Source organism: Vibrio scophthalmi LMG 19158, from assembly GCF_000222585.1.
In the GTDB taxonomy this organism is placed as follows: domain Bacteria; phylum Pseudomonadota; class Gammaproteobacteria; order Enterobacterales; family Vibrionaceae; genus Vibrio; species Vibrio scophthalmi.
Genome location: NZ_AFWE01000196.1, coordinates 42,171 through 60,267, shown reverse-complemented (window position 1 = coordinate 60,267; position 18,097 = coordinate 42,171). Strand labels below are relative to the sequence as shown.

Genomic DNA, 18,097 nt, shown 5'->3' with positions numbered 1-18,097 from the left:
ATCTGGCTGCAAAATTCGCAGCCAGACAGAGTATTACCTACCGGCTACGGGCATTCAGGAGGAGGAGCCATTGTTGTGTTAACAATGGGCTGCTTATCTGACGAAAAGTAGAGTAAGTAAGACTAAGTTGCATTTAATACTATTCCTATCGGGTGAAAATTTAGACTAACGAGTGTGCAACTATAATGCAACTTATTTGATACTTAGTTTGCAAGAGACTTGTTTAAAGGCTTTTTGATACATCAACCAAGCGCTGAATCCCGCGCCAATATTGCCAATGAAGGCGCCCCAAAAAATGCCTTCAATACCACCGAGTATTGAGCCGATCCATAAGCAAGGTAGGAAAAACACAAATAACCTTAGTACTGAAATCGTCAGGGCGGTGTAGGATTTTCCAAGTGCATTATTGATAGATACCATCAACATGCAGATCCCTAAAGGACCTAAACTTAAAGGGACAATCATTAAATGCCACATGAGGATTTGCTTCACCTGATGATCGCTGGTCATCACAGTCGTAAGAAAATCAGCGCTGAACCACGTGATTGCGGCGACAACAACCTGAAAGCCGAGAACGTATTTGCAGGCCAGAAACACCAATTGACGAATTTCTTCTAGTTTGTTAGCACCTAATAGGCGGCCGACCATTGGCGGCATCGACATGGTTAAGGCCAGTACTGAGACAATAGCAAAAAACTCAAAACGAGATCCTAGCGCCCAAGCTGCGACCGCTGCTGTACCGAAGCTTGCGAGCAATTTGGTGGCGAGCATGGAAGAGAGTGGTGGCAATAGTTGACTGACCATCGCAGGCCCCATGATATTTCCAATAGATGCAAGACTCTTAGCCACATTTAGATCGTGCCAATCGAAACTCATCCATTGCTTTTTCACTACCTTAGGAGCGACGAACAAAATGCCTAAGCCGAATGCAATTATGGTTGCCAACGCAGCGCCATTAATGCCCATGTCGAAAGTGAAAATGAACAGCGGGTCGAGAGCGAGGTTAAGTAAGCTCGTGACTACCATCATGCTCCCAGGCAGCATAGTATTGCCGTTGGCTCGGCAAACACTGTAGAAAAAGTAGAGCAACGCGCCAGTCCATGAGCTGACTAACCAATAAAGCCAATAGCTATCGATAATGGTAAAGACGCTTTGTGGCGCGCTGAGCATTAATAAGATTGGTTCGCGGATCAAATAGAGAAGTACACAGAAAATAGCAACACCGACGGAGCCAAGCGCAACAACCAACCCGCCGAGCTGTTGTGCATAGCGCTGTTGGTTTGCGCCAATGGCTCTGGCAATCACGGCCGTGGTTGCGATACCTAACCCCACTTGAAGGCCGATGATGATCATTTGGATCGGTAGGGTAAAACCTTGCGCTGCCAGAGGTAAAATACCTAGCTGGCCGATAAACGCACTGTCAACCAGTTGGAAACTCATTAAAGAGAGTACGCCAAATAACATTGGCCAAGTCATAGAAAACAGTTGTTTGCCAAGATCGTTAGAATGCATGGTGTAACCACTACTGGATTGGAAATAAAAATAAAGCTGAGACAGGCTCAGCTTTATTAGGTTAGTAAAGACTAGTTTACTTGATTGAACGATGAAATCGAGCGGCGCTTGCTTGAAACTCTTTAAACATTTTCTTTAAAGTCGTCATCATAGCCTTTTGGTGGAGGCGTCCAGCCTCGCTCATCATTGTTGTGTTTATCTGCTCGGTCAGTGGTAATCGCGAGTTTGATCTGCTCTTCCAAGTGCATGAACAGTTGTCGATAGTTGTTGTCGAAGCGCTCATTATCCGAATCATCCAACCAAGCTTGGTACAAGGCGTCCGATTTTTTATCTTCTACTCGCTTGTAGCTGGCTTTTTGCTGCTCAACTAAGAACGGGTGTTGGCCTAGTTCACGCAAAGCATGCGCACCCAACTCTAAGGCTGAATGGTAAGTTTCAGATTCAATTACGTCCGCACCGGCTTGACGAAGCAGGTAGCCATCACCGCGGTCAAAAGCACGAGCGAGAATCGTCACATTAGGGTAGGTGTGCTTAATGTATTTCACTAACGCAAGGGAGGCATCACGATTGTCAATGGCGACAACAATCATAGCCGCTTCCTCTATGCCCGCTGTGTGCAATAAATCGGGGCGTGTCGCGTCGCCAAAGAACGCTTTAGTATTAATCTGACGAACCACATCCACTTGATCTGCTTGGTGATCCAACACCACGGTTTTAACGCCATTGGCGACCAGCAGGCGGTTGACGATTTGACCAAATCGGCCAATGCCCGCGATGATTACGGTGCCTTTTTCATCAATTTCGTCAGCTTCTCCCTGATTAGAAGCCTGCTCGTAGCGCGGCAGAATAACCTTATCAAATAGGATAAACAGGCCCGGGGTTAAGAACATCGAGAGCGCGACAACCAAAGAAAGTGTTTGCGCTAACTCGAGCGGAATAACATGGTTTTGCGTGGTGAAGCTGAGTAATACAAAGCCAAATTCACCGGCTTGAGCCAAACTTAATGTAAATAACCAGCGATTGCTTTGGCGGATCCTAAAACAAAAGGCCAGCACAAACAGTACAACGGCTTTGAGTAACATTACGCCGAGCGTGAGGCCGACGATGAGGAAGAAGTCATCAAATAAGATCGCGAAATTGATCCCCGCGCCAACGGTGATGAAAAACAACCCAAGTAGTAACCCTTTAAACGGATCAATATTGGACTCTAGCTCGTGGCGAAACTCACTGTTGGCCAAAACGACCCAGCAAGGAAAGCACCAAGTGCGGGAGATAAGCCGATCAAACTCATTAAAGCCGCAATACCGACCACCAACATCAGGGCGGTTGCGGTAAATATCTCCCGCAGACCTGAGCTGGCAACAAAACGAAATAACGGCCGACTCAGATAATGCCCGCCGACGACCAATCCACTAATTGAAGCGACGATCACTAAGGCGTATGCCCAGCCAGGTAGGCCTGCGACAAGGCTTAATTCTTCATGATGCTCTGCAGCCGTTGATGCCATCGCCTGAGCCTGCTGAACCAGTTCTGGTAGTGCCAGTAATGGAATAAACGCCAGCATTGGGATCACGGCAATATCTTGGAACAACAAAACAGAAAATGCATTCTGGCCGCCTTCGGTACGGCTTAACCCTTTCTCGTTAAAGGTTTGTAAGACAATCGCAGTAGAAGAGAGCGCAAAGATCAAGCCGATGGCGAGAGCAACAGTCCATGTTTGGTTGAAGAACATGGCAATCCCCATCACCAGTGCCGCGGTGACACCAACCTGTAATCCACCTAAACCTAATAGTCGGTTTCGCATCCCCCAAAGCATTTTCGGCTCAAGTTCAAGACCGACGAGAAATAGCATCATCACGACGCCAAATTCGGCGAAGTGTTGAATGGTTGTGGTCTCTTCGCCCACTAAACCAATGATTGGGCCGATAACCACACCAGCGATCAAATAACCCAGCACTGAGCCTAAGCCGAGACGTTTTGCAATTGGCACCGCAATGACGGCTGCGACGAGATAGATGAAAGCTTGCAGAAAATATCCGGTCATGCGTTATCTCCTAAAATGAGCTCGTCTAAGTGGTGATTCAATTTTTCTACTTCGTAAGCTCGTTTGTAGTCGAATCGGTCGTTGACTAACGCTGTGAGCAGCCGTTTCCAACGTTGTTCGTGCTGGGTAATTCGTCCCTCTTCTTTGGCTGTGCGCGCACCAAATAAAGCAAGCGGGGCCATATATTTCATGCCAGTTAGTGCGGCCATTTGCTCCATCGGATAGAGGAGTTCTCGAATGGTAAAGTGATTATAGCCTTTGGTTTGATAAGCGTCGGCTTTGCCTCCGGCTGACAGTGCGCACATGAAATGCTTACCGTTAAGCGCAGTGCCTTGGCTGCCATAAGCGAAACCATATTCAAGCACTAAATCTTGCCACTCTTTGAGCATCGCAGGGGTGGAATACCAATAGAGAGGGAATTGGAAAATGATCACATCGTGATCCATCAAACGCTGCTGTTCACGATCAATATTGATGTTGTAACTTGGATATTCGTAATAAAGGTCGACGCAGGTGACCCCTTCGGTATTTTGAGCAACATTGAACAGAGGTTGATTGACCTCAGAGCGGTGTTGAGATGGATGAGCGTACAGGACAAGCACTTTATTTTTTGGCATGTTGGCATCCTATTGGCGGTAGTCGTTTATTATTCTAATGAGTTAATTTTGAACATCTTTTTAAATGTTTTGAACACTATTGTTGCGCTTTAGCGCTGCTCAAGCAACTGTACGAGGTCATTTAGCTGTTCAACGACCACCGATGCGCTATCCGAAAATACCGAGGATTGGCCGTGGGTGACCAAACATGATGGCATTTGAGCGTTTGCCGCCGCTTCTAAATCATAAAGATGATCACCTACATACAACAGTTCATCCGCTGTAATCTGCCAATCGTCCGCAAGGGCGAGTAATGACTGCGGTGAAGGCTTGGGCGGATAATGTTCACGGCTAATAATTCGAGTGATATTCAGTTGATTATGGATGACTTTGAGTTGAGCAGCTTGCAGGCAATTGCGAGTAATAATCGCAGTATGCAGCGCTTGATGTTCGATAAAATTGAGTAAGTAACGACAGCCCGGCATAGTGTGTGACTGTTGGGCATCGTTGATTTCATGGTTGAGAATTTGTTGCTGAGCGATGGCGCGTTGATTAGGGCAATTAATACTGTTGGTATAGCTAAGTAGGTCAAGATGTTGTGGGCAGCCAACTTGGCTTCGCAGCCATTTAAAATCCATATTGGAGCTAACAAGGGTATTGTCTAAGTCAAACACGATGGCGCGTAGACGCTTGGCGTTAAAGGGTACGACGTTAACTCTATCCATAATTATAACTCCAAAAACAAAACACCCCTCAATCAGTGAGGGGTGCTGCAATTAGGCGAATTCTTTTTCTAGGTATGTAACGATGTCGGATGATTCATATAACCATTGTACGCCTTGCTGATCTTCAATTCTCAAGCAAGGCACTTTTACTTTACCACCGCCAGTTTCTAATTCTTGACGATGTTGAGCGTTGCTTTTGGCATCGCGCAGCTCAATGTTGACCGATTGACGCTTCATGGCACGACGAACTTTAACGCAGAAAGGGCATGCTTCGAATTGGTATAGAGCAAGCTTCGCAGCTTTTTCATCGATTTGCTTTTGTTGCTCTGCGGTGCGCTTGATTCCGCGCGGTGAAAATACAAAATTGCCCAGCAAAATAAGCCGACCTAACAACCAACGAATAACTTTCATGATAACCCTTGATGAACTAAATTACCCTTTTATTGTAACAACTTGCCAACACTCAACAAGCATTAATAATCAATTTTGTGCTTCTTGGTGACGTTGATGCCGAGTCGCTTGGCCAAGCGGACTAAATTGGCTCGGTCAAGCTGCAGTTGCCGCGCCGCATTTGCCCAGTTGAAATTGCTTTGCGTGAGCGCTTGAATAATCAGTTGTGTCTGGTATTGGTCAGTGGCTTGGCGTAGTCCTTGCGTAGCATCAATAGAGATTGAGTGCTGATGTGGTTGCTCTTGTTTGATCTCGGGCATATCAGGGATATCGGTCAGGTTTAGGTCACTGGCAGAGACACTAACGGTATTGTCTGATAAACCCTTGGCTCGAGCTTTTAACGCGGCGCGATTGATCACATGTTCTAATTCACGAACGTTGCCAGGCCAGTCATAGCGAGAAAGTTGAAATAGGGCTTCGCTGGTCAGTTTTAGTTGCACGATGCTAAGTTTTTTACGCGCATGCTCAAGAAAATAGCCGGCGAGCAGTTCAACGTCTCTTTCACGCTCGCGAAGAGGGGGAACGGTGATTGGGTACACCGTGAGTCGGTGATACAAATCGGCGCGAAATCGACCTTGCTCTACTTCTCGCTTCAATTCACGATTGGTCGCTGCCAGTACGCGCACATCAATACTTTGGACTTGGTCTTGCCCAACGGGTTGAATTTCTTGGTTTTGCAATGCACGTAGTAGTTTACTTTGAGCGCTAAGGCTAAGTTCACCGATTTCATCGAGAAATAGTGTGCCGCCGTCTGCAAGCGCAAATTTACCTAAGCGTGTTTTATCTGCACCGGTAAATGCCCCTTTCACATGACCAAAGAGCTCACTCTCTAACAAGCTTTCAGGGATGGCTGCACAGTTCACGTAGATTAAGGGCTGTTGGCGGCGATTTGATTGATGATGCAAACTGCGTGCGACCAACTCTTTACCTACGCCGGTTTCACCGTGAATTAAAATAGTGAAGTCGGAAGGCGCCACAACCGAGATGTCTGTTTTAAGAGCGTTAATCAGTGGACTTTCCCCAATGATTTCCCCTCCTTCTCGTTCCCATGCTTCAAGGTTCAACTCTTCTAATTTCTGCTGGGTTCGTTTTGCCTGCTGTTCTAACTGAGAAACAGTGAGGGCAACTTTGAGATGCGATGCCACAATCGCTGATAGCGCTTCGAGGCTGCGACGTGGAATGGTGTCGAAGATATTGGGAGTCAAACTATCAAAGGTCAAAATTCCGAGCAATTGATCGGAATAATGCAAAGGTAAGCCCATGCAGGCATGCATTGGTAAATCACCATCATAATCGATAAGCAGGCCATCAAAAGGATCGGGTAGAGGCGAGTCCGCATCAAATATCACCACACCTTGCGCTTGACAGATCTGATCAAAGCGAGGGTGATCACTCACTTTAAATCGGCGGCCTAAAGTATCTCGAGTCACACCTTGAATCGCCAAAGGGGTTAAAGTGTCACCGTGTAAACCGAGTAACGCGATACAATCACATTGGATGACTCGACGTATCGCATCGAGCAGGCGATTGAATCTATCTTGTGCATTGTGTGCGCTTGCGAGCCCTGCTGTCATATCGAGCAAGGTGGAAACAGATATTTCTTGCATAACATCAGCTCTAAAAAAGTTATTTCACTATTGTAGTGTCTAAATGACATATTTCAAGTATGTCTTATTGACTTATTTTTATGTTGTAAATTCAATTAAATCAGGTAATTACAAGTGATTGTGTCTTGGCATGGTTCGTGCTCTCTATGTGGTGCATCTTGAATGCACTAAAAATAATAATTAGGAGAAAGCTCTTATGCTCAATGATCATCATATAGCGGTTGTTAAAAGCACCATCCCTTTATTAGAAACCGCGGGCCCAGCGCTGACGCAGCATTTCTATCAACGCATGTTTCTCCATAACCCGGAGCTAAAAGACATATTTAATATGACGCATCAGCAAACGGGCCGTCAAAGCGTCGCTTTGTTTGAGGCCGTCGCGGCGTATGCGAAAAATATCGACAACCTAGCTGCACTCTCTCAAGCTGTGGAGCGTATTGCTCATAAGCACACCAGCTTTAATATTCAGCCGCAGCATTATCAGATTGTTGGCCATCATTTGATTGAGACGCTACGTGAGTTAGCGTCAGATGCGTTTACCACTGAGGTAGAAGAAGCGTGGACACAGGCGTATCTCTTCCTCGCCAATATATTTATTGAGCGTGAGGAGCAAATCTACCAACTGAATGCGCAAGGTGCGGGCGGTTGGCGTGAAGGGCGTGAGTTTATCATCGATCGTAAAACGCCTGAGTCACAGCGAGTCACCAGTTTTGAACTGCGACCAGCAGATGATAAACCGGTGCTCAATTACCTTGCCGGTCAATACTTGGGTATTGAAGTGAAGCCAAGCAGTAGCGAGAATACTGAGATTCGTCAGTACTCACTATCACAAGCGCCAAACGGAATCAGTTACCGTATTTCAGTAAAGCGCGAAGGTGATGAACACAAAGGGCTGGTTTCCCATTATCTCCATGATGAGTTAGAAGTGGGTGATTCCGTGACCTTGTATCCACCCGCAGGTGACTTCTTTTACCAACCCACAGAGAAACCTGTGGTGTTGATTGCAGCAGGAGTTGGTGCGACGCCGATTCAAGCAATGGCGCATACATTATCACAACAGAAAAAGGTCAATGTAAGCTATTTCTATGCCTGTGAAGACGCCGATCAACATACATTTCGCGTGGAAAGTGCACAGCTTATTGAGGCCAACCAGTGGCAACAAAAGGTGTGGTATCGCGATCAGGATGGCATGATGGATCTGGCGTCAATTGCCGAGAAAATTCCGGTGAGTGATGGTGAATTTTATCTGTGTGGACCACTAGCGTTTATGGAGCATGCTGTACAACAGCTTGAGGCATTGGAGGTGCCGAGAGAACAGATCCACTATGAGGTATTTGGCCCTCATCGTTATTTGTAATTCGCATTCGTCTGATAAAGCAAAAAGCTCCCAAGGGAGCTTTTTGCTTATTTGAATAGGCTTTTTAACCATTGAATGATGCAATGGCTTTGCTGCTGGCTAGTCGCGGTATGCGCTTTACCTTGATAAAAGCTGGCCATCAACTGGCTGCGAAGCGCTTGGCTATCGCCCCCCTGCATTGTTATCAGGGCTTGCACGCTACTTTGCGCATGGTCATTAGCAAGGCTAAAGTCCATCCCCAGATAGCCCTGTACATAAAGCCACAGATGCGTAATGACTAGCAGCTGCTCGCCTTCTTGATATCGAAAGCGGCTATGGTGTTCGGCGCCCACATTCTTTTCTATGGCTTGATTCATCGCCTCGACAGAATCACGCTGCTGCTCGACACGACTTAAAGCTTCAATATGAGCTTTCGTCAAAATACCCAACAAGTGATGAGTGAATGCTTGCTCGGGTTTAGCAAGTTGAACTCGATTAAATAATGATTCATTGTGCTGGCAAAAGGCTTGCCATTCCACAGAGTCACTGCTGACGTGTTCAAGTTGATCTGCACCAATATTGATCAGTGCTTGAGCCAGATTACTCATGGCTTTGTAGTGTTTCCCAAGTCACTTCGTGTGAGGTTTTGCCATCGACAAATAAGCTGTTACCGGTGATCATCACTGACAGCTCCATGCCTCGCTCTACATCGGCAGCTAGTGCTTCAATTGCAGCGCCATCAAAACAATGAATGGTCGCTGGTAGCGCATTCAGCTTACTTTTAGATTGATTCCACCATACGTCCGCTTTGCTGTTGAATGCGTAGATTTGTACATGCTTTGCTAAGCGGGTTGATTTTTTTACTCGATCGACGGCTGGCTCACCCACTTCGATCCACTCTTCGATAGTTCCATCTAACGCTTTTAACCACAGGTCAGGCTCTTCAATTGAAGAGAGACCTTTGGTAAATTGCAATTCAGGTTTGGCATTCAAACAGTAAGCCAATACGCGAGCCATCATGCGACTAGTGGTTTCTGACGGATGAAGAGCGATAGTGCAAGAGAGTGAATCGTAATAATCACGGTTGGTATCTGAAAGGGAAATACGAAACTTGTAGATTGTTGGTTTTAGAGCCATGTATGAGTCGCCAATAAAAAAGCCAGCTAAATGAGCTGGCTATTACAATCTATTTTGGCAACAAGTTAAAGAACTTTGATGTTCTCAGCTTGTGGGCCTTTTTGACCTTGCGAGATAGTAAATTCTACTGGCTGGCCTTCAGCTAGGGTACGGAAACCGTCACCAGTAATTGCACTGAAGTGTGCAAAAACGTCTGGGCCGTTTTCTTGTTTGATGAAACCGAAACCTTTAGTTTCGTTGAACCACTTAACTGTACCAGTCACTGTATCTGACATGTGTCTTTCCTTCGTATATCTTAAATAAGCCTAAGGGCACGGATAGCGTGGAAAAGGAGACTGCTATTGCGCACGACGTAACGATAGAAGTCCATGAATTCCAACGAAACGCGTCTAGCCAAGAACCGTTTTCTAGCTAATAAGTAGTCTAAGGTTTAACCGATTGAAGTCAACTACATTTCCAGTGACTTCGGCCAATGTTTTGAACTAAATATCGTATTTTCAAATCTGTATTAAAATGACGGATTTTACGCCTTGTCATTGTTGCAACATGATGTTTTTAAAATTAATTATTGGTTTCGTGATTTCCCTTTAGTTGAGATAAATAAGCATGGCCCAAGTAAGCTCGGGTAACATTCATTGACGGGATTTTATTTTGATGACTGACTAAAAGGCGATCAGTAATTGCGGGTTATTTGGACATGATGTGTCAGTGGGGGATATCACAAATATGACAAGAAATTAAAATTATTTTTCTGTTGCGGAAATGTTAGCAAAACCTCTCTTTTTCATTATTTAATGGCTAAGATACTTTAATCGAACAAAATAAGAGAGTTGCTTTTTTAACCATTGATTTACATCTGCTATGGATTAGATTTTTACTGCGAAAAGTGCTCAAAAAGTCACTTGAAATTAAAATTCTACCTGAGAAAATACCCGCAAAATGAGTTTGCATTTATGGAAGGATGCTTTTAACCACTTATCTATGGGGTAAATTCTATGAAACTGGTTCTAATTATCATGGCATCGTTATCTGCAGGTGTTGCATCTGCTGATCATCTTCATTCATTCATGCTTGGTTTATCAATTGCCGCTTTAGCTGTGGGTAGCTGTTACTGGTTTGCTTTTCGCTCGACACGTTTTCCTCAATTAGGATTACTGCTACTGATGTGTGGCATGCTGGCCAAATTAACGGTCACAATCGTTGGGGTGAGCTGGGGGATGTCAGCTGAGCTGATTACCTCTCCGTTTATTTTTGCACTGTCTTACTTATTCTTCTCCTTAGTGGTGACTTATTTGTGGTTTAGTTACCGCGATGCCATCACTTCGAAGGCAAAATCGTTGCAAGTTGCGTAACGCATTTATTATTTGTATGGAAAGCCAGCTTGAATGCTGGCTTTTTTATACCATTCAACCGATATCACATTAATTTGCCTCAAACCTTGTATAACCGTAACTAAGCGTAACAGTAGTGCTGCAAGTAGCTACGCTTTGAATATACTGAGTGAAGTCTCCTAATTGGTAGAGTGCCATGAACAAAAAACGTTTCATCAAGACGGTTTGTATTACAGCAACTTTAGGTTCAACTGCTGCGATTGCCGCACCGTCGATCACGCCTGATGCTCCAGCACTAGGTGCGAAGGGTTATATTTTGATGGATTACAATACCGGACAAGTATTGGTAGAGAAAAACGCCCATCAGACTTTAAACCCAGCGAGTTTAACTAAGTTGATGACGGCTTATGTTGCGGGACAGGAGGTTAATTTTGGTAATGTCAGCTTAGACGACCAAGTTACGATCAGTAAAAAAGCGTGGGCTAAGAACTTTCCCGATTCTTCGAAGATGTTCATTGAAGTGGGTACTGAAGTCTCGCTAATGGATCTGTATCGTGGATTAGTTGTGCAATCTGGCAATGACGCCAGTGTGGCGATTGCCGAGCATGTTGCGGGCAGTGAAGATGCTTTCGTTGGCTTGATGAACAATTGGGCAGAAAAGCTAAACCTGGACAATACCGCTTTTACTAACCCACATGGTTTAGACAGTGATGGGCTGTATTCTACGCCGTATGATATCGCGTTATTGAGCCAAGCAATCATTCGTGATTTGCCAACCATTTATCCGCTATACAGTGAAACGGAGTTTGCTTATAACGGCATAACGCAATACAACCGAAATGGCTTACTTCGTGACCGAAGCTTAAATGTGGATGGCATGAAAACAGGCTACACTAGTGGCGCGGGTTATAGCTTAGCGACGTCTGCGACGAACGGTGATATGCGTTTAATTTCGGTTGTGATGGGCTCGTCCAGCACCAAAAGTCGTGAATCGGAAAGTAAGCAACTGTTGAGCTACGGCTTCCGTTTTTTTGATACGGTCTCTGCGGGTGATGCAGGGCAAGAGATTGCTAAAGCGCGAGTTTGGATGGGGGACAGTGATGAGCTCAGCGTTGGTGTCGCCAATGATGTGTTTATTACCCTACCAAAATCCCAAGCGAGCAAGGTTAAGGCTGAACTGCTTTATGATGGTGATTTGATTGCGCCAATTCAGAGCGAGCAAGTGATTGGTAAAGTGATTTACAGTGTCGATGGTGATGAAGTGGCTAGCGCTGAATTAGTGGCATTAGATCCCGTTGAAGAGGGCGGCTTCGTTAAACGCATTATTGATTGGTTTAAACGCTTAGTGGCGAGCTGGTTATAATTTACCCTCATCTCTATTACCCTGAATGATCATTCGAGCGGGCAAGAGCCCGCTATTTTCGAGACTTGTTTCACTTAGTTACATTATATCCTCGCAGCTTATTCAATAAGCCGCAATTTGCTTGAATCCTTAAACTTCGCTTACCTTACACTGACATTATACCCGTTGAAAACGCCACAATAACGTCAAAATGAATGCGCCCGAATCGAGGCGAAAGCAGTGTAGGAACTCATCATGGAATTTACCGTAAAAGACAACGAAGCGTTATACCAAGTTTGGATGTCACAGAAATCTAAAATGCGCCTAACCCAGATGGAGTTCGCCAAGAAACTGGGTATGAATCAATTAGAGTTTTCGAGTATTTTGAGAGGTGAACGACCACTTTCGATGGCGTTCGTATCACGATTTTGTAATTTGCTTAACTTGGAATCTCACCGAGTTGTCCCATCACTGCGCACACAGCCGAACGTGAAAGAAGTGTACTTAGAGAGCCGCATGACAGTGGATGGGGAAATCAAGCGTGCCTATATTGAAGGAAATCAGGTCGTGGTGGAGTATTTACATACGGTATTTCAACCCGCATAACGGGCTCGTCCAATGAGCGAATAAACGGTTAAATAATCAGCATGGACAATTCATTTAAGGTATGATGTACCAATAAATAAATTGGAGACCAGTGCTGATGAGAACAAAACGAGTTTGGTGGCTATTCGCAACATTGTTATTACTGGCTGGTTGCGCTTCGGGCCCGTTAACTAAAGCCACCTCGTTTACATCGTATCAAGATTTTTGTCCCGGCCCTGAAGGCGGTGTCGATCTTGTGTGGGTTAAAATGGGGCTACGTGATGCTTCGCGGTTGCAACGTAAGTTGGCCGAATATGATTCGGTAGTGATCGATGAGGTGATCGTGATTGTCGAAGATGAGTCGCTTAGCCAAGCGGAGATTGATGAGTTAAGCCGTTATTTAGTCGATCAAATCAAGCATAAGATTTCGGCTTACAAGTCGGTGGTTGCTCAACCGACCAAACACTCTTTACGACTCAGTATCGCACTGAGCAATGTCGAAACCCCTAATCCAATCTTAGCGGTCACAAGCAGTGTGCTGCCATTTGGCTTAGCGATCTCAACCATTTCAAAAGTCACAACCGGTGAACACACCAACGTCGGTAGTGCGAGTATTGAGTTGTTGGTCAGTGACGCTATGTCCGGTAAACCCTTATTCGCCGCCATTGACCGACAAGCGGGAAATAAAGATATTTCGACCATGATTGATTCCCTTGATGATGCCAAAGACGCGATCGATTACTGGGTAGATCGATTAGGTATCACTATGCAAGGTTGGCAGCAGCCGTAACCGCTATGTTTATGAGCGAGAGAGAAAATACCTCTTTACGTTATTTGAGCTAGAATACCTCTGCCGAAAGAGGTGTTTGTCTGTTAATCTTAACTCAATATAACACCACAGTTAGAAGATCTAATGCTCGAAAAACAAAACCTCATCAAGTTAGCGCGTATGCAGATGCCTTTTGGTAAATATGCAGGGCGAGTGTTGATTGATTTACCAGAAGAATATTTGCTTTGGTTCGATAAGAAGGGTTTTCCTGAAGGGGAGTTGGGGCGTCTGATGCAACTGTGTTTAGCCCTTAAGGTTGAAGGTCTAGATAGTGTGGTACAACCTTTGAAATATGACGATCATCCACGGTATTGATCACCATAAGAAATTGAATTGATTGTTCGTAACAGCTCAATTCACTTCTTCTATCGAGTAGCCCACTAACGCCTAAAATGCCCCCATCAATGGTGCTTTTTAATATACAAAGGACAGGCACCGATACAAAAAGGGTACAAACAGGACAGACACTATATAGAGAAATCATGATGCTGAGATGTCGAGCAGTATCAAGGTCATCGATACTCTTTAAATTACTGCTCATTTAGCGTTTATCTGGTGGAAAAATACGGTATTGGTTAAATGGAGTTGGGTTGGCGCGAACGGAGGTAAACGAAGATGGTCATTCGTTGGCTGTGGTCGTTTTATGAAGAGAGTAAATCGGCGATATTCAACCATCTAAGCGAAACAGATGTATCCGTTTTTTGTTTAAGTGACTTCTGGCTGGCTCGACAGTGCAGAGACAACCAACGGCGGTACTGCGATGGTGCTCTAGTTCAGTACAGGCTTTGAGCCAATTGCGCTGGTTTAGGTTGAGTCGTTGCAGTATCGGCGGCACATTGGCCTCTAAACAAGCTTTACCCTCTCGAAATAGGCGCGCACTCCAATCCACCAGTTCAAGATAATCCATTAGCCGAAAGGGAATGCCATCGAGTTTTTCATTGGTTGGATTACCGATAAACGGGTACAGGCAAGGAGCGGTTTCTTGTTGATGGTTTAATGCTTTCAATCTGGCTTGTATCGAAGTGAATTCTGAGGTTTCTGGCGTTTTGGCAATGCCCGCTCTCAATGGGTTTAAATCGACATAAGCCATCGCCGCAGCGAGTGCTTGTTCATCCAGCAAAGCCTGACTTTTAAAGCGGCTTTCCCAAAAATGCCCCTTACAATCTTCTTCTCTATTGGCTTGGCAAGCAATATCAAAATTGAGCTCTTTCATAAACCAGCTAAGGCTCCATAAGCGAGCGCGCCAAGCGTCAATGATTAACAGACAAGCTTCGGTTTCCGCCTCACTGGTTAGTTGCCCCAATAACCAACGTGACACAAGGCTTGGGAGTTTGTGCTCTTGCTGCCAGCGCTCGACTACTTCATGATCAGAAAGAGCTGCAGCCTTGTCTCGATTGATATGTACGACCAGATGATAGTGGTTACTCATAATCGCATAAGCACAAATATCGATGCAGTAGACTTGCGAGAGTGCATATATTTTGTTTTTTATCCACTCGCGTCGATGCTCAAAGTTTTGCTTTGTTAGCGGGTCAATACCACACAATAAACTACGTCTGACGCAGCGAGAAACGCAGTGATAATAGGGTGTCGCATCGATGGATATCTGTTGCCTTCTGGCTGTCGTCATCGTTGGCCTCGAGTGGTGTTTAACCTCTCAAGAGTAAAAGACTTAAATAAAGCGGCAAGACTCAATGTCCGAACTTACCACGAGGTTATCAGCAAACCATACTTTGGTTACTTTATGATGTGTGTCCTTCTTATTCAGTGTCCTTCTTATTCACTATCGGGTAATTTGCTCAACATCCTATGTGTTTCAGTTTGAATGCCTCTAAAAGATAGGGGCATTTCTACTATTGCTCAGTAAAACATGAATGAGCGGTTTTCTGAGGTCTGTTTGACTAAATCAGAATTTCTTTTAAATCAATAGCTTTCATTGTACAAAGTTAGTTTGAGCATATGCTATATAGTAATTATCTGACTTACTTACTATCTTGTTAGTGTTCCGCATAACAAGAAAGGAATTAAGTGATGAAAAAAGTAACGCTGATTATGGGGTTGATGGCGGGACTCGCGTCAAGCCAAATTTATGCGACACAAATGCCGAGTGGTGAGATTGATTTAATGGGGAGTGACCTGCAATCCGCAACGATTAACAATCTAAGCTTTAAGATTGCGGATTTTTCTCAAGCCTCTAAAGCTGGAGAGTTAACTCAGGACGGATTTGTTTTTGAGCGTGGCTATGATGATGGTTACGTCGGGCCTGCTGGGTACTTTCAGTCTCAAAGCATTGTGACGTGTTCAGAACCGGCGACTCGGATTACTTCCCTAGCGGATTTTTCGGCTTTTCCTCAAAGTGAAAACCCTTTTCCTACCTTTGGTTTAGTTTCTTACAATAAAGCCGACTCTGCAGATAAAGATGGTATTCAACGGATTGGTTTTCGTCTATATAAAGACCAGTCTGTGATGAACTTTTCTGGATTGGAGCCTTTAAAACAGGGTGATAAACGCAAAACACTGGGTGCGATTACTCAGCAATTTGGCTCGCCATCGATGGTGTTAAAAGAGAAAGATGGCTTACGAGTATTGTATGTCGATAAAGGCGTGGATTCCGCAGCGCTTCAATTAGCCTACGAGAATGCGTTAAACCCCCAGAAAAAAGATAACCTACTTAATATGACACCATCGACAGTACTTTATGGTGTGCTGCTAGATGCGTCATTAAATAGTGACTTACCTCTAAACATCAAGGGCAACGCTTTAGAGTTCTATATCGGTGATGAGTATATGGTTTTCACCAAATATGCTGAAACAGGCAAGTTTATCGATCGAATTAACACTGAACTCGAGAAGTGTGATTCGACGGCGTTGTAAATTAGCATGTGTAAATAGACAGTAATATGCAAAAGCTCAGACAGTGTCTGGGCTTTTTTGTAGCCATAAATTAGCATCGCGTGAGGTTATTTTACTGCACGCTATTTTGATAAATAAAATGGTGTGGGATAACTCATATCTAATGAGAGCGTTACTTACTGTTAGAGTAAAGACACCAATGTGATGTGTAAAATATCACTGACCACTCAGATTTATACCATGTCGAAATGATATTCTCGCTAGGCGAGAAAAGTTGTTGATTATTTTTTGATATAAATCAATACAAATTGTAACTTATTAGTGACAGCCTTCTGTCTATTCATAAATAAGGAGTTACATTTAAGTGTGGTTCTATAAAAAATTAAAACAAGAAAATCACCAGCTGAGACAAGAAATCGAACAGTTAAAGAAACAGTATAAAGAAGAAGTAGAAGATTTAACTGCTCAGCTAGATCAAACCAATTGCTTGCTCAAGGAAACCAACAGTACCCAGAGTTTAGATGCCAATATCATGTCCAATGTGCTTTCAGGAGGACAGTTACTGGATGTAATACGCAATAGTATGGCCGAAAGTGCGGAAATTTTGGTCAGTGAAAATCAAACGCTCAGTATAATGAGTGAAATGTTTAGTCAAACCAACCAAGCGCTTGAACGCTTGATTCAGCGTACTGAACGTATTAATCAACAAACACAGACAAGCCAATCTTCATCTGTCATTTTGGATGAAACAGCCCTTTCAATTGGTAAATTAGTCGGCTCGATTAAAGACATTTCTGAGCAAACTAATTTATTGGCACTCAATGCGGCAATCGAAGCGGCGAGAGCAGGAGAAGCGGGCAGAGGTTTTGCGGTGGTTGCCGATGAAGTGCGTAAACTGGCCAGCAAGGCGCAAGATGCTAGTGGCCAGATCGAAAACCTTGTAAAACAGATACTCTCTCAGGTTGAAGCGATTAAAGAATCGATTCAAGTTAGCCAAGATTGTGCGATTGATGTGTCCAGTTCAACCGAACAAATCAGCAGTGTGGTGAATGATGTATTGGGCAAATCTAAGCACATGCAAGAGATTATCCGTTCAGCATCGTCACATGCTTTCTTAAACACGGTTAAGCTGGATCATGTCGTGTGGAAAAATAACGTTTATCAGTTGGTGAACAAGCGTGAGTACGCTTGTGCGGTGAATAACCATAAAGAATGTCGCTTAGGTAAATGGTATTTTGAAGGTGCTGGAGCGCAGTACTTTAGCCAATTGCCAAGCTTCAATAGTATTAATTCACCTCATGAAGCGGTGCATAATTCTGGTCGAGATGCTTTGCTATCTGGTCAACGTGAAGATCTTGAATCCATGATGCAACACCTTCAAAGCATGGAAATAGCAAGTGAAGGGGTGGTGTATAATATTGACCGATTGTTAGATGAATCAATTAAGCGCCAAATCGGATAAGCAGAGATAAAGGGTGGAACATCACCCTTTATTTACTATTTTGCTTAGGAGGATCTTGATTATCGGTGTCGATTGAGCTTGTTCTGCCAACTAACGTTTTAAAGTGTTAACTCAAAGTAAGGCAAACTTGAAGTTGGTCGATATGTACAAATCGATTATCTACTTAGCCTAAATGTGATTATTACGATGAAAATCGTTACAATAAATACGATGCAACTATTAAATTTACGCCCGTGTCATTGTATTAAATAGAGCAGAATACGATATGATTTATCGGTAGCCATTTTT

Annotated in this window: 17 protein-coding genes and 1 pseudogene; 8 read left to right on the top strand and 10 right to left on the bottom strand. The window is 44.2% G+C overall.

From position 1 onward, the window contains the following. Positions 1 to 192: 192 nt before the first annotated feature. The 6 genes and pseudogenes from RH88_RS16930 to norR form a co-directional block, all read right to left on the bottom strand. Positions 193 to 1,512, bottom strand: coding sequence for an MATE family efflux transporter (locus RH88_RS16930; RefSeq protein ID WP_005598282.1), 1,320 nt, complete (start codon positions 1,510 to 1,512; stop codon positions 193 to 195). 122 nt (positions 1,513 to 1,634) lie between these two features. Next, a pseudogene (locus tag RH88_RS16925) lies at positions 1,635 to 3,556 on the bottom strand (monovalent cation:proton antiporter-2 (CPA2) family protein). Continuing rightward, a complete protein-coding gene (locus tag RH88_RS16920) occupies positions 3,553 to 4,173 on the bottom strand; it encodes an NAD(P)H-dependent oxidoreductase (protein ID WP_005598281.1) in 621 nt (206 codons plus the stop codon). The pseudogene RH88_RS16925 and the gene RH88_RS16920 overlap by 4 nt, the downstream one beginning before the upstream one ends. Positions 4,174 to 4,262: 89 nt before the next feature. Continuing rightward, the gene (locus RH88_RS16915; RefSeq protein WP_005598278.1) at positions 4,263 to 4,877 is read right to left on the bottom strand and encodes an HAD family hydrolase; all 615 of its coding nucleotides are present in this window, start codon (positions 4,875 to 4,877) and stop codon (positions 4,263 to 4,265) included. Positions 4,878 to 4,928: 51 nt separating this feature from the next. Beyond that, positions 4,929 to 5,288, bottom strand: a complete 360-nt coding sequence (locus RH88_RS16910; protein ID WP_005598276.1) for a glutaredoxin family protein — start codon at positions 5,286 to 5,288, stop codon at positions 4,929 to 4,931. Positions 5,289 to 5,350: 62 nt separating this feature from the next. Then, positions 5,351 to 6,934 carry a nitric oxide reductase transcriptional regulator NorR gene (gene norR, locus RH88_RS16905; RefSeq protein ID WP_005598274.1) on the bottom strand — a complete coding sequence of 528 codons (1,584 nt, stop codon included), beginning with the start codon at positions 6,932 to 6,934 and terminating at the stop codon, positions 5,351 to 5,353. A gap of 196 nt (positions 6,935 to 7,130) precedes the next feature. Between norR and hmpA the strand changes: the two genes are divergently transcribed. After that, on the top strand, positions 7,131 to 8,291 hold the full coding sequence (gene hmpA / locus RH88_RS16900) for an NO-inducible flavohemoprotein (protein ID WP_005598273.1): 1,161 nt from the start codon (positions 7,131 to 7,133) through the stop codon (positions 8,289 to 8,291). A 47-nt stretch (positions 8,292 to 8,338) separates the two neighbouring features. Here the strand turns inward: hmpA and RH88_RS16895 are convergent, their stop codons facing one another. The 3 genes from RH88_RS16895 to RH88_RS16885 all read right to left on the bottom strand — a co-directional run bounded on the left by RH88_RS16895 (position 8,339) and on the right by RH88_RS16885 (position 9,682). Beyond that, positions 8,339 to 8,878 carry a hypothetical protein gene (locus RH88_RS16895; RefSeq protein WP_005598271.1) on the bottom strand — a complete coding sequence of 180 codons (540 nt, stop codon included), beginning with the start codon at positions 8,876 to 8,878 and terminating at the stop codon, positions 8,339 to 8,341. Then, positions 8,871 to 9,407, bottom strand: coding sequence for a YaeQ family protein (locus RH88_RS16890; protein ID WP_005598269.1), 537 nt, complete (start codon positions 9,405 to 9,407; stop codon positions 8,871 to 8,873). The genes RH88_RS16895 and RH88_RS16890 overlap by 8 nt, the downstream gene beginning before the upstream one ends. 65 nt (positions 9,408 to 9,472) lie before the next feature. Beyond that, positions 9,473 to 9,682, bottom strand: coding sequence for a cold-shock protein (locus tag RH88_RS16885; RefSeq protein ID WP_005598267.1), 210 nt, complete (start codon positions 9,680 to 9,682; stop codon positions 9,473 to 9,475). 720 nt (positions 9,683 to 10,402) lie between these two features. On the opposite strand from RH88_RS16885, the gene RH88_RS16880 reads away from it, so the two are divergent. From RH88_RS16880 to RH88_RS16860, 5 genes are all read left to right on the top strand, one after another. Beyond that, positions 10,403 to 10,759 (top strand): hypothetical protein, encoded by a 357-nt coding sequence (locus tag RH88_RS16880; RefSeq protein WP_005598265.1) that lies wholly within the window; start codon positions 10,403 to 10,405, stop codon positions 10,757 to 10,759. 175 nt (positions 10,760 to 10,934) lie between these two features. Beyond that, positions 10,935 to 12,101, top strand: coding sequence for a D-alanyl-D-alanine carboxypeptidase family protein (locus RH88_RS16875; RefSeq protein WP_005598263.1), 1,167 nt, complete (start codon positions 10,935 to 10,937; stop codon positions 12,099 to 12,101). 234 nt (positions 12,102 to 12,335) lie between these two features. Further along, a complete protein-coding gene (locus tag RH88_RS16870) occupies positions 12,336 to 12,686 on the top strand; it encodes a helix-turn-helix domain-containing protein (RefSeq protein ID WP_005598261.1) in 351 nt (116 codons plus the stop codon). A 97-nt stretch (positions 12,687 to 12,783) separates the two neighbouring features. Further along, positions 12,784 to 13,455 (top strand): DUF3313 domain-containing protein, encoded by a 672-nt coding sequence (locus RH88_RS16865; protein WP_005598260.1) that lies wholly within the window; start codon positions 12,784 to 12,786, stop codon positions 13,453 to 13,455. A 123-nt stretch (positions 13,456 to 13,578) separates the two neighbouring features. Beyond that, positions 13,579 to 13,809 carry a DUF3820 family protein gene (locus RH88_RS16860; protein ID WP_005598258.1) on the top strand — a complete coding sequence of 77 codons (231 nt, stop codon included), beginning with the start codon at positions 13,579 to 13,581 and terminating at the stop codon, positions 13,807 to 13,809. Positions 13,810 to 14,161: 352 nt separating this feature from the next. On the opposite strand, the gene RH88_RS16855 is transcribed toward RH88_RS16860, so the two are convergent. After that, positions 14,162 to 15,040 carry a hypothetical protein gene (locus RH88_RS16855; RefSeq protein WP_005598256.1) on the bottom strand — a complete coding sequence of 293 codons (879 nt, stop codon included), beginning with the start codon at positions 15,038 to 15,040 and terminating at the stop codon, positions 14,162 to 14,164. 485 nt (positions 15,041 to 15,525) lie between these two features. On the opposite strand from RH88_RS16855, the gene RH88_RS16850 reads away from it, so the two are divergent. After that, positions 15,526 to 16,368 carry a hypothetical protein gene (locus RH88_RS16850; RefSeq protein WP_005598254.1) on the top strand — a complete coding sequence of 281 codons (843 nt, stop codon included), beginning with the start codon at positions 15,526 to 15,528 and terminating at the stop codon, positions 16,366 to 16,368. 343 nt (positions 16,369 to 16,711) lie between these two features. After that, positions 16,712 to 17,809 (top strand): methyl-accepting chemotaxis protein, encoded by a 1,098-nt coding sequence (locus tag RH88_RS16845; protein ID WP_005598253.1) that lies wholly within the window; start codon positions 16,712 to 16,714, stop codon positions 17,807 to 17,809. Positions 17,810 to 18,097 lie beyond the last annotated feature (288 nt).

Coding starts and splice junctions, on each gene's coding strand:
- RH88_RS16930 (WP_005598282.1), bottom strand. CDS start 1,512: ATGCATTCTAACGATCTTGGCAAACAACTGTTTTCTATGACTTGGCCA.
- RH88_RS16920 (WP_005598281.1), bottom strand. CDS start 4,173: ATGCCAAAAAATAAAGTGCTTGTCCTGTACGCTCATCCATCTCAACAC.
- RH88_RS16915 (WP_005598278.1), bottom strand. CDS start 4,877: ATGGATAGAGTTAACGTCGTACCCTTTAACGCCAAGCGTCTACGCGCC.
- RH88_RS16910 (WP_005598276.1), bottom strand. CDS start 5,288: ATGAAAGTTATTCGTTGGTTGTTAGGTCGGCTTATTTTGCTGGGCAAT.
- norR (WP_005598274.1), bottom strand. CDS start 6,934: ATGCAAGAAATATCTGTTTCCACCTTGCTCGATATGACAGCAGGGCTC.
- hmpA (WP_005598273.1), top strand. CDS start 7,131: ATGCTCAATGATCATCATATAGCGGTTGTTAAAAGCACCATCCCTTTA.
- RH88_RS16895 (WP_005598271.1), bottom strand. CDS start 8,878: ATGAGTAATCTGGCTCAAGCACTGATCAATATTGGTGCAGATCAACTT.
- RH88_RS16890 (WP_005598269.1), bottom strand. CDS start 9,407: ATGGCTCTAAAACCAACAATCTACAAGTTTCGTATTTCCCTTTCAGAT.
- RH88_RS16885 (WP_005598267.1), bottom strand. CDS start 9,682: ATGTCAGATACAGTGACTGGTACAGTTAAGTGGTTCAACGAAACTAAA.
- RH88_RS16880 (WP_005598265.1), top strand. CDS start 10,403: ATGAAACTGGTTCTAATTATCATGGCATCGTTATCTGCAGGTGTTGCA.
- RH88_RS16875 (WP_005598263.1), top strand. CDS start 10,935: ATGAACAAAAAACGTTTCATCAAGACGGTTTGTATTACAGCAACTTTA.
- RH88_RS16870 (WP_005598261.1), top strand. CDS start 12,336: ATGGAATTTACCGTAAAAGACAACGAAGCGTTATACCAAGTTTGGATG.
- RH88_RS16865 (WP_005598260.1), top strand. CDS start 12,784: ATGAGAACAAAACGAGTTTGGTGGCTATTCGCAACATTGTTATTACTG.
- RH88_RS16860 (WP_005598258.1), top strand. CDS start 13,579: ATGCTCGAAAAACAAAACCTCATCAAGTTAGCGCGTATGCAGATGCCT.
- RH88_RS16850 (WP_005598254.1), top strand. CDS start 15,526: ATGAAAAAAGTAACGCTGATTATGGGGTTGATGGCGGGACTCGCGTCA.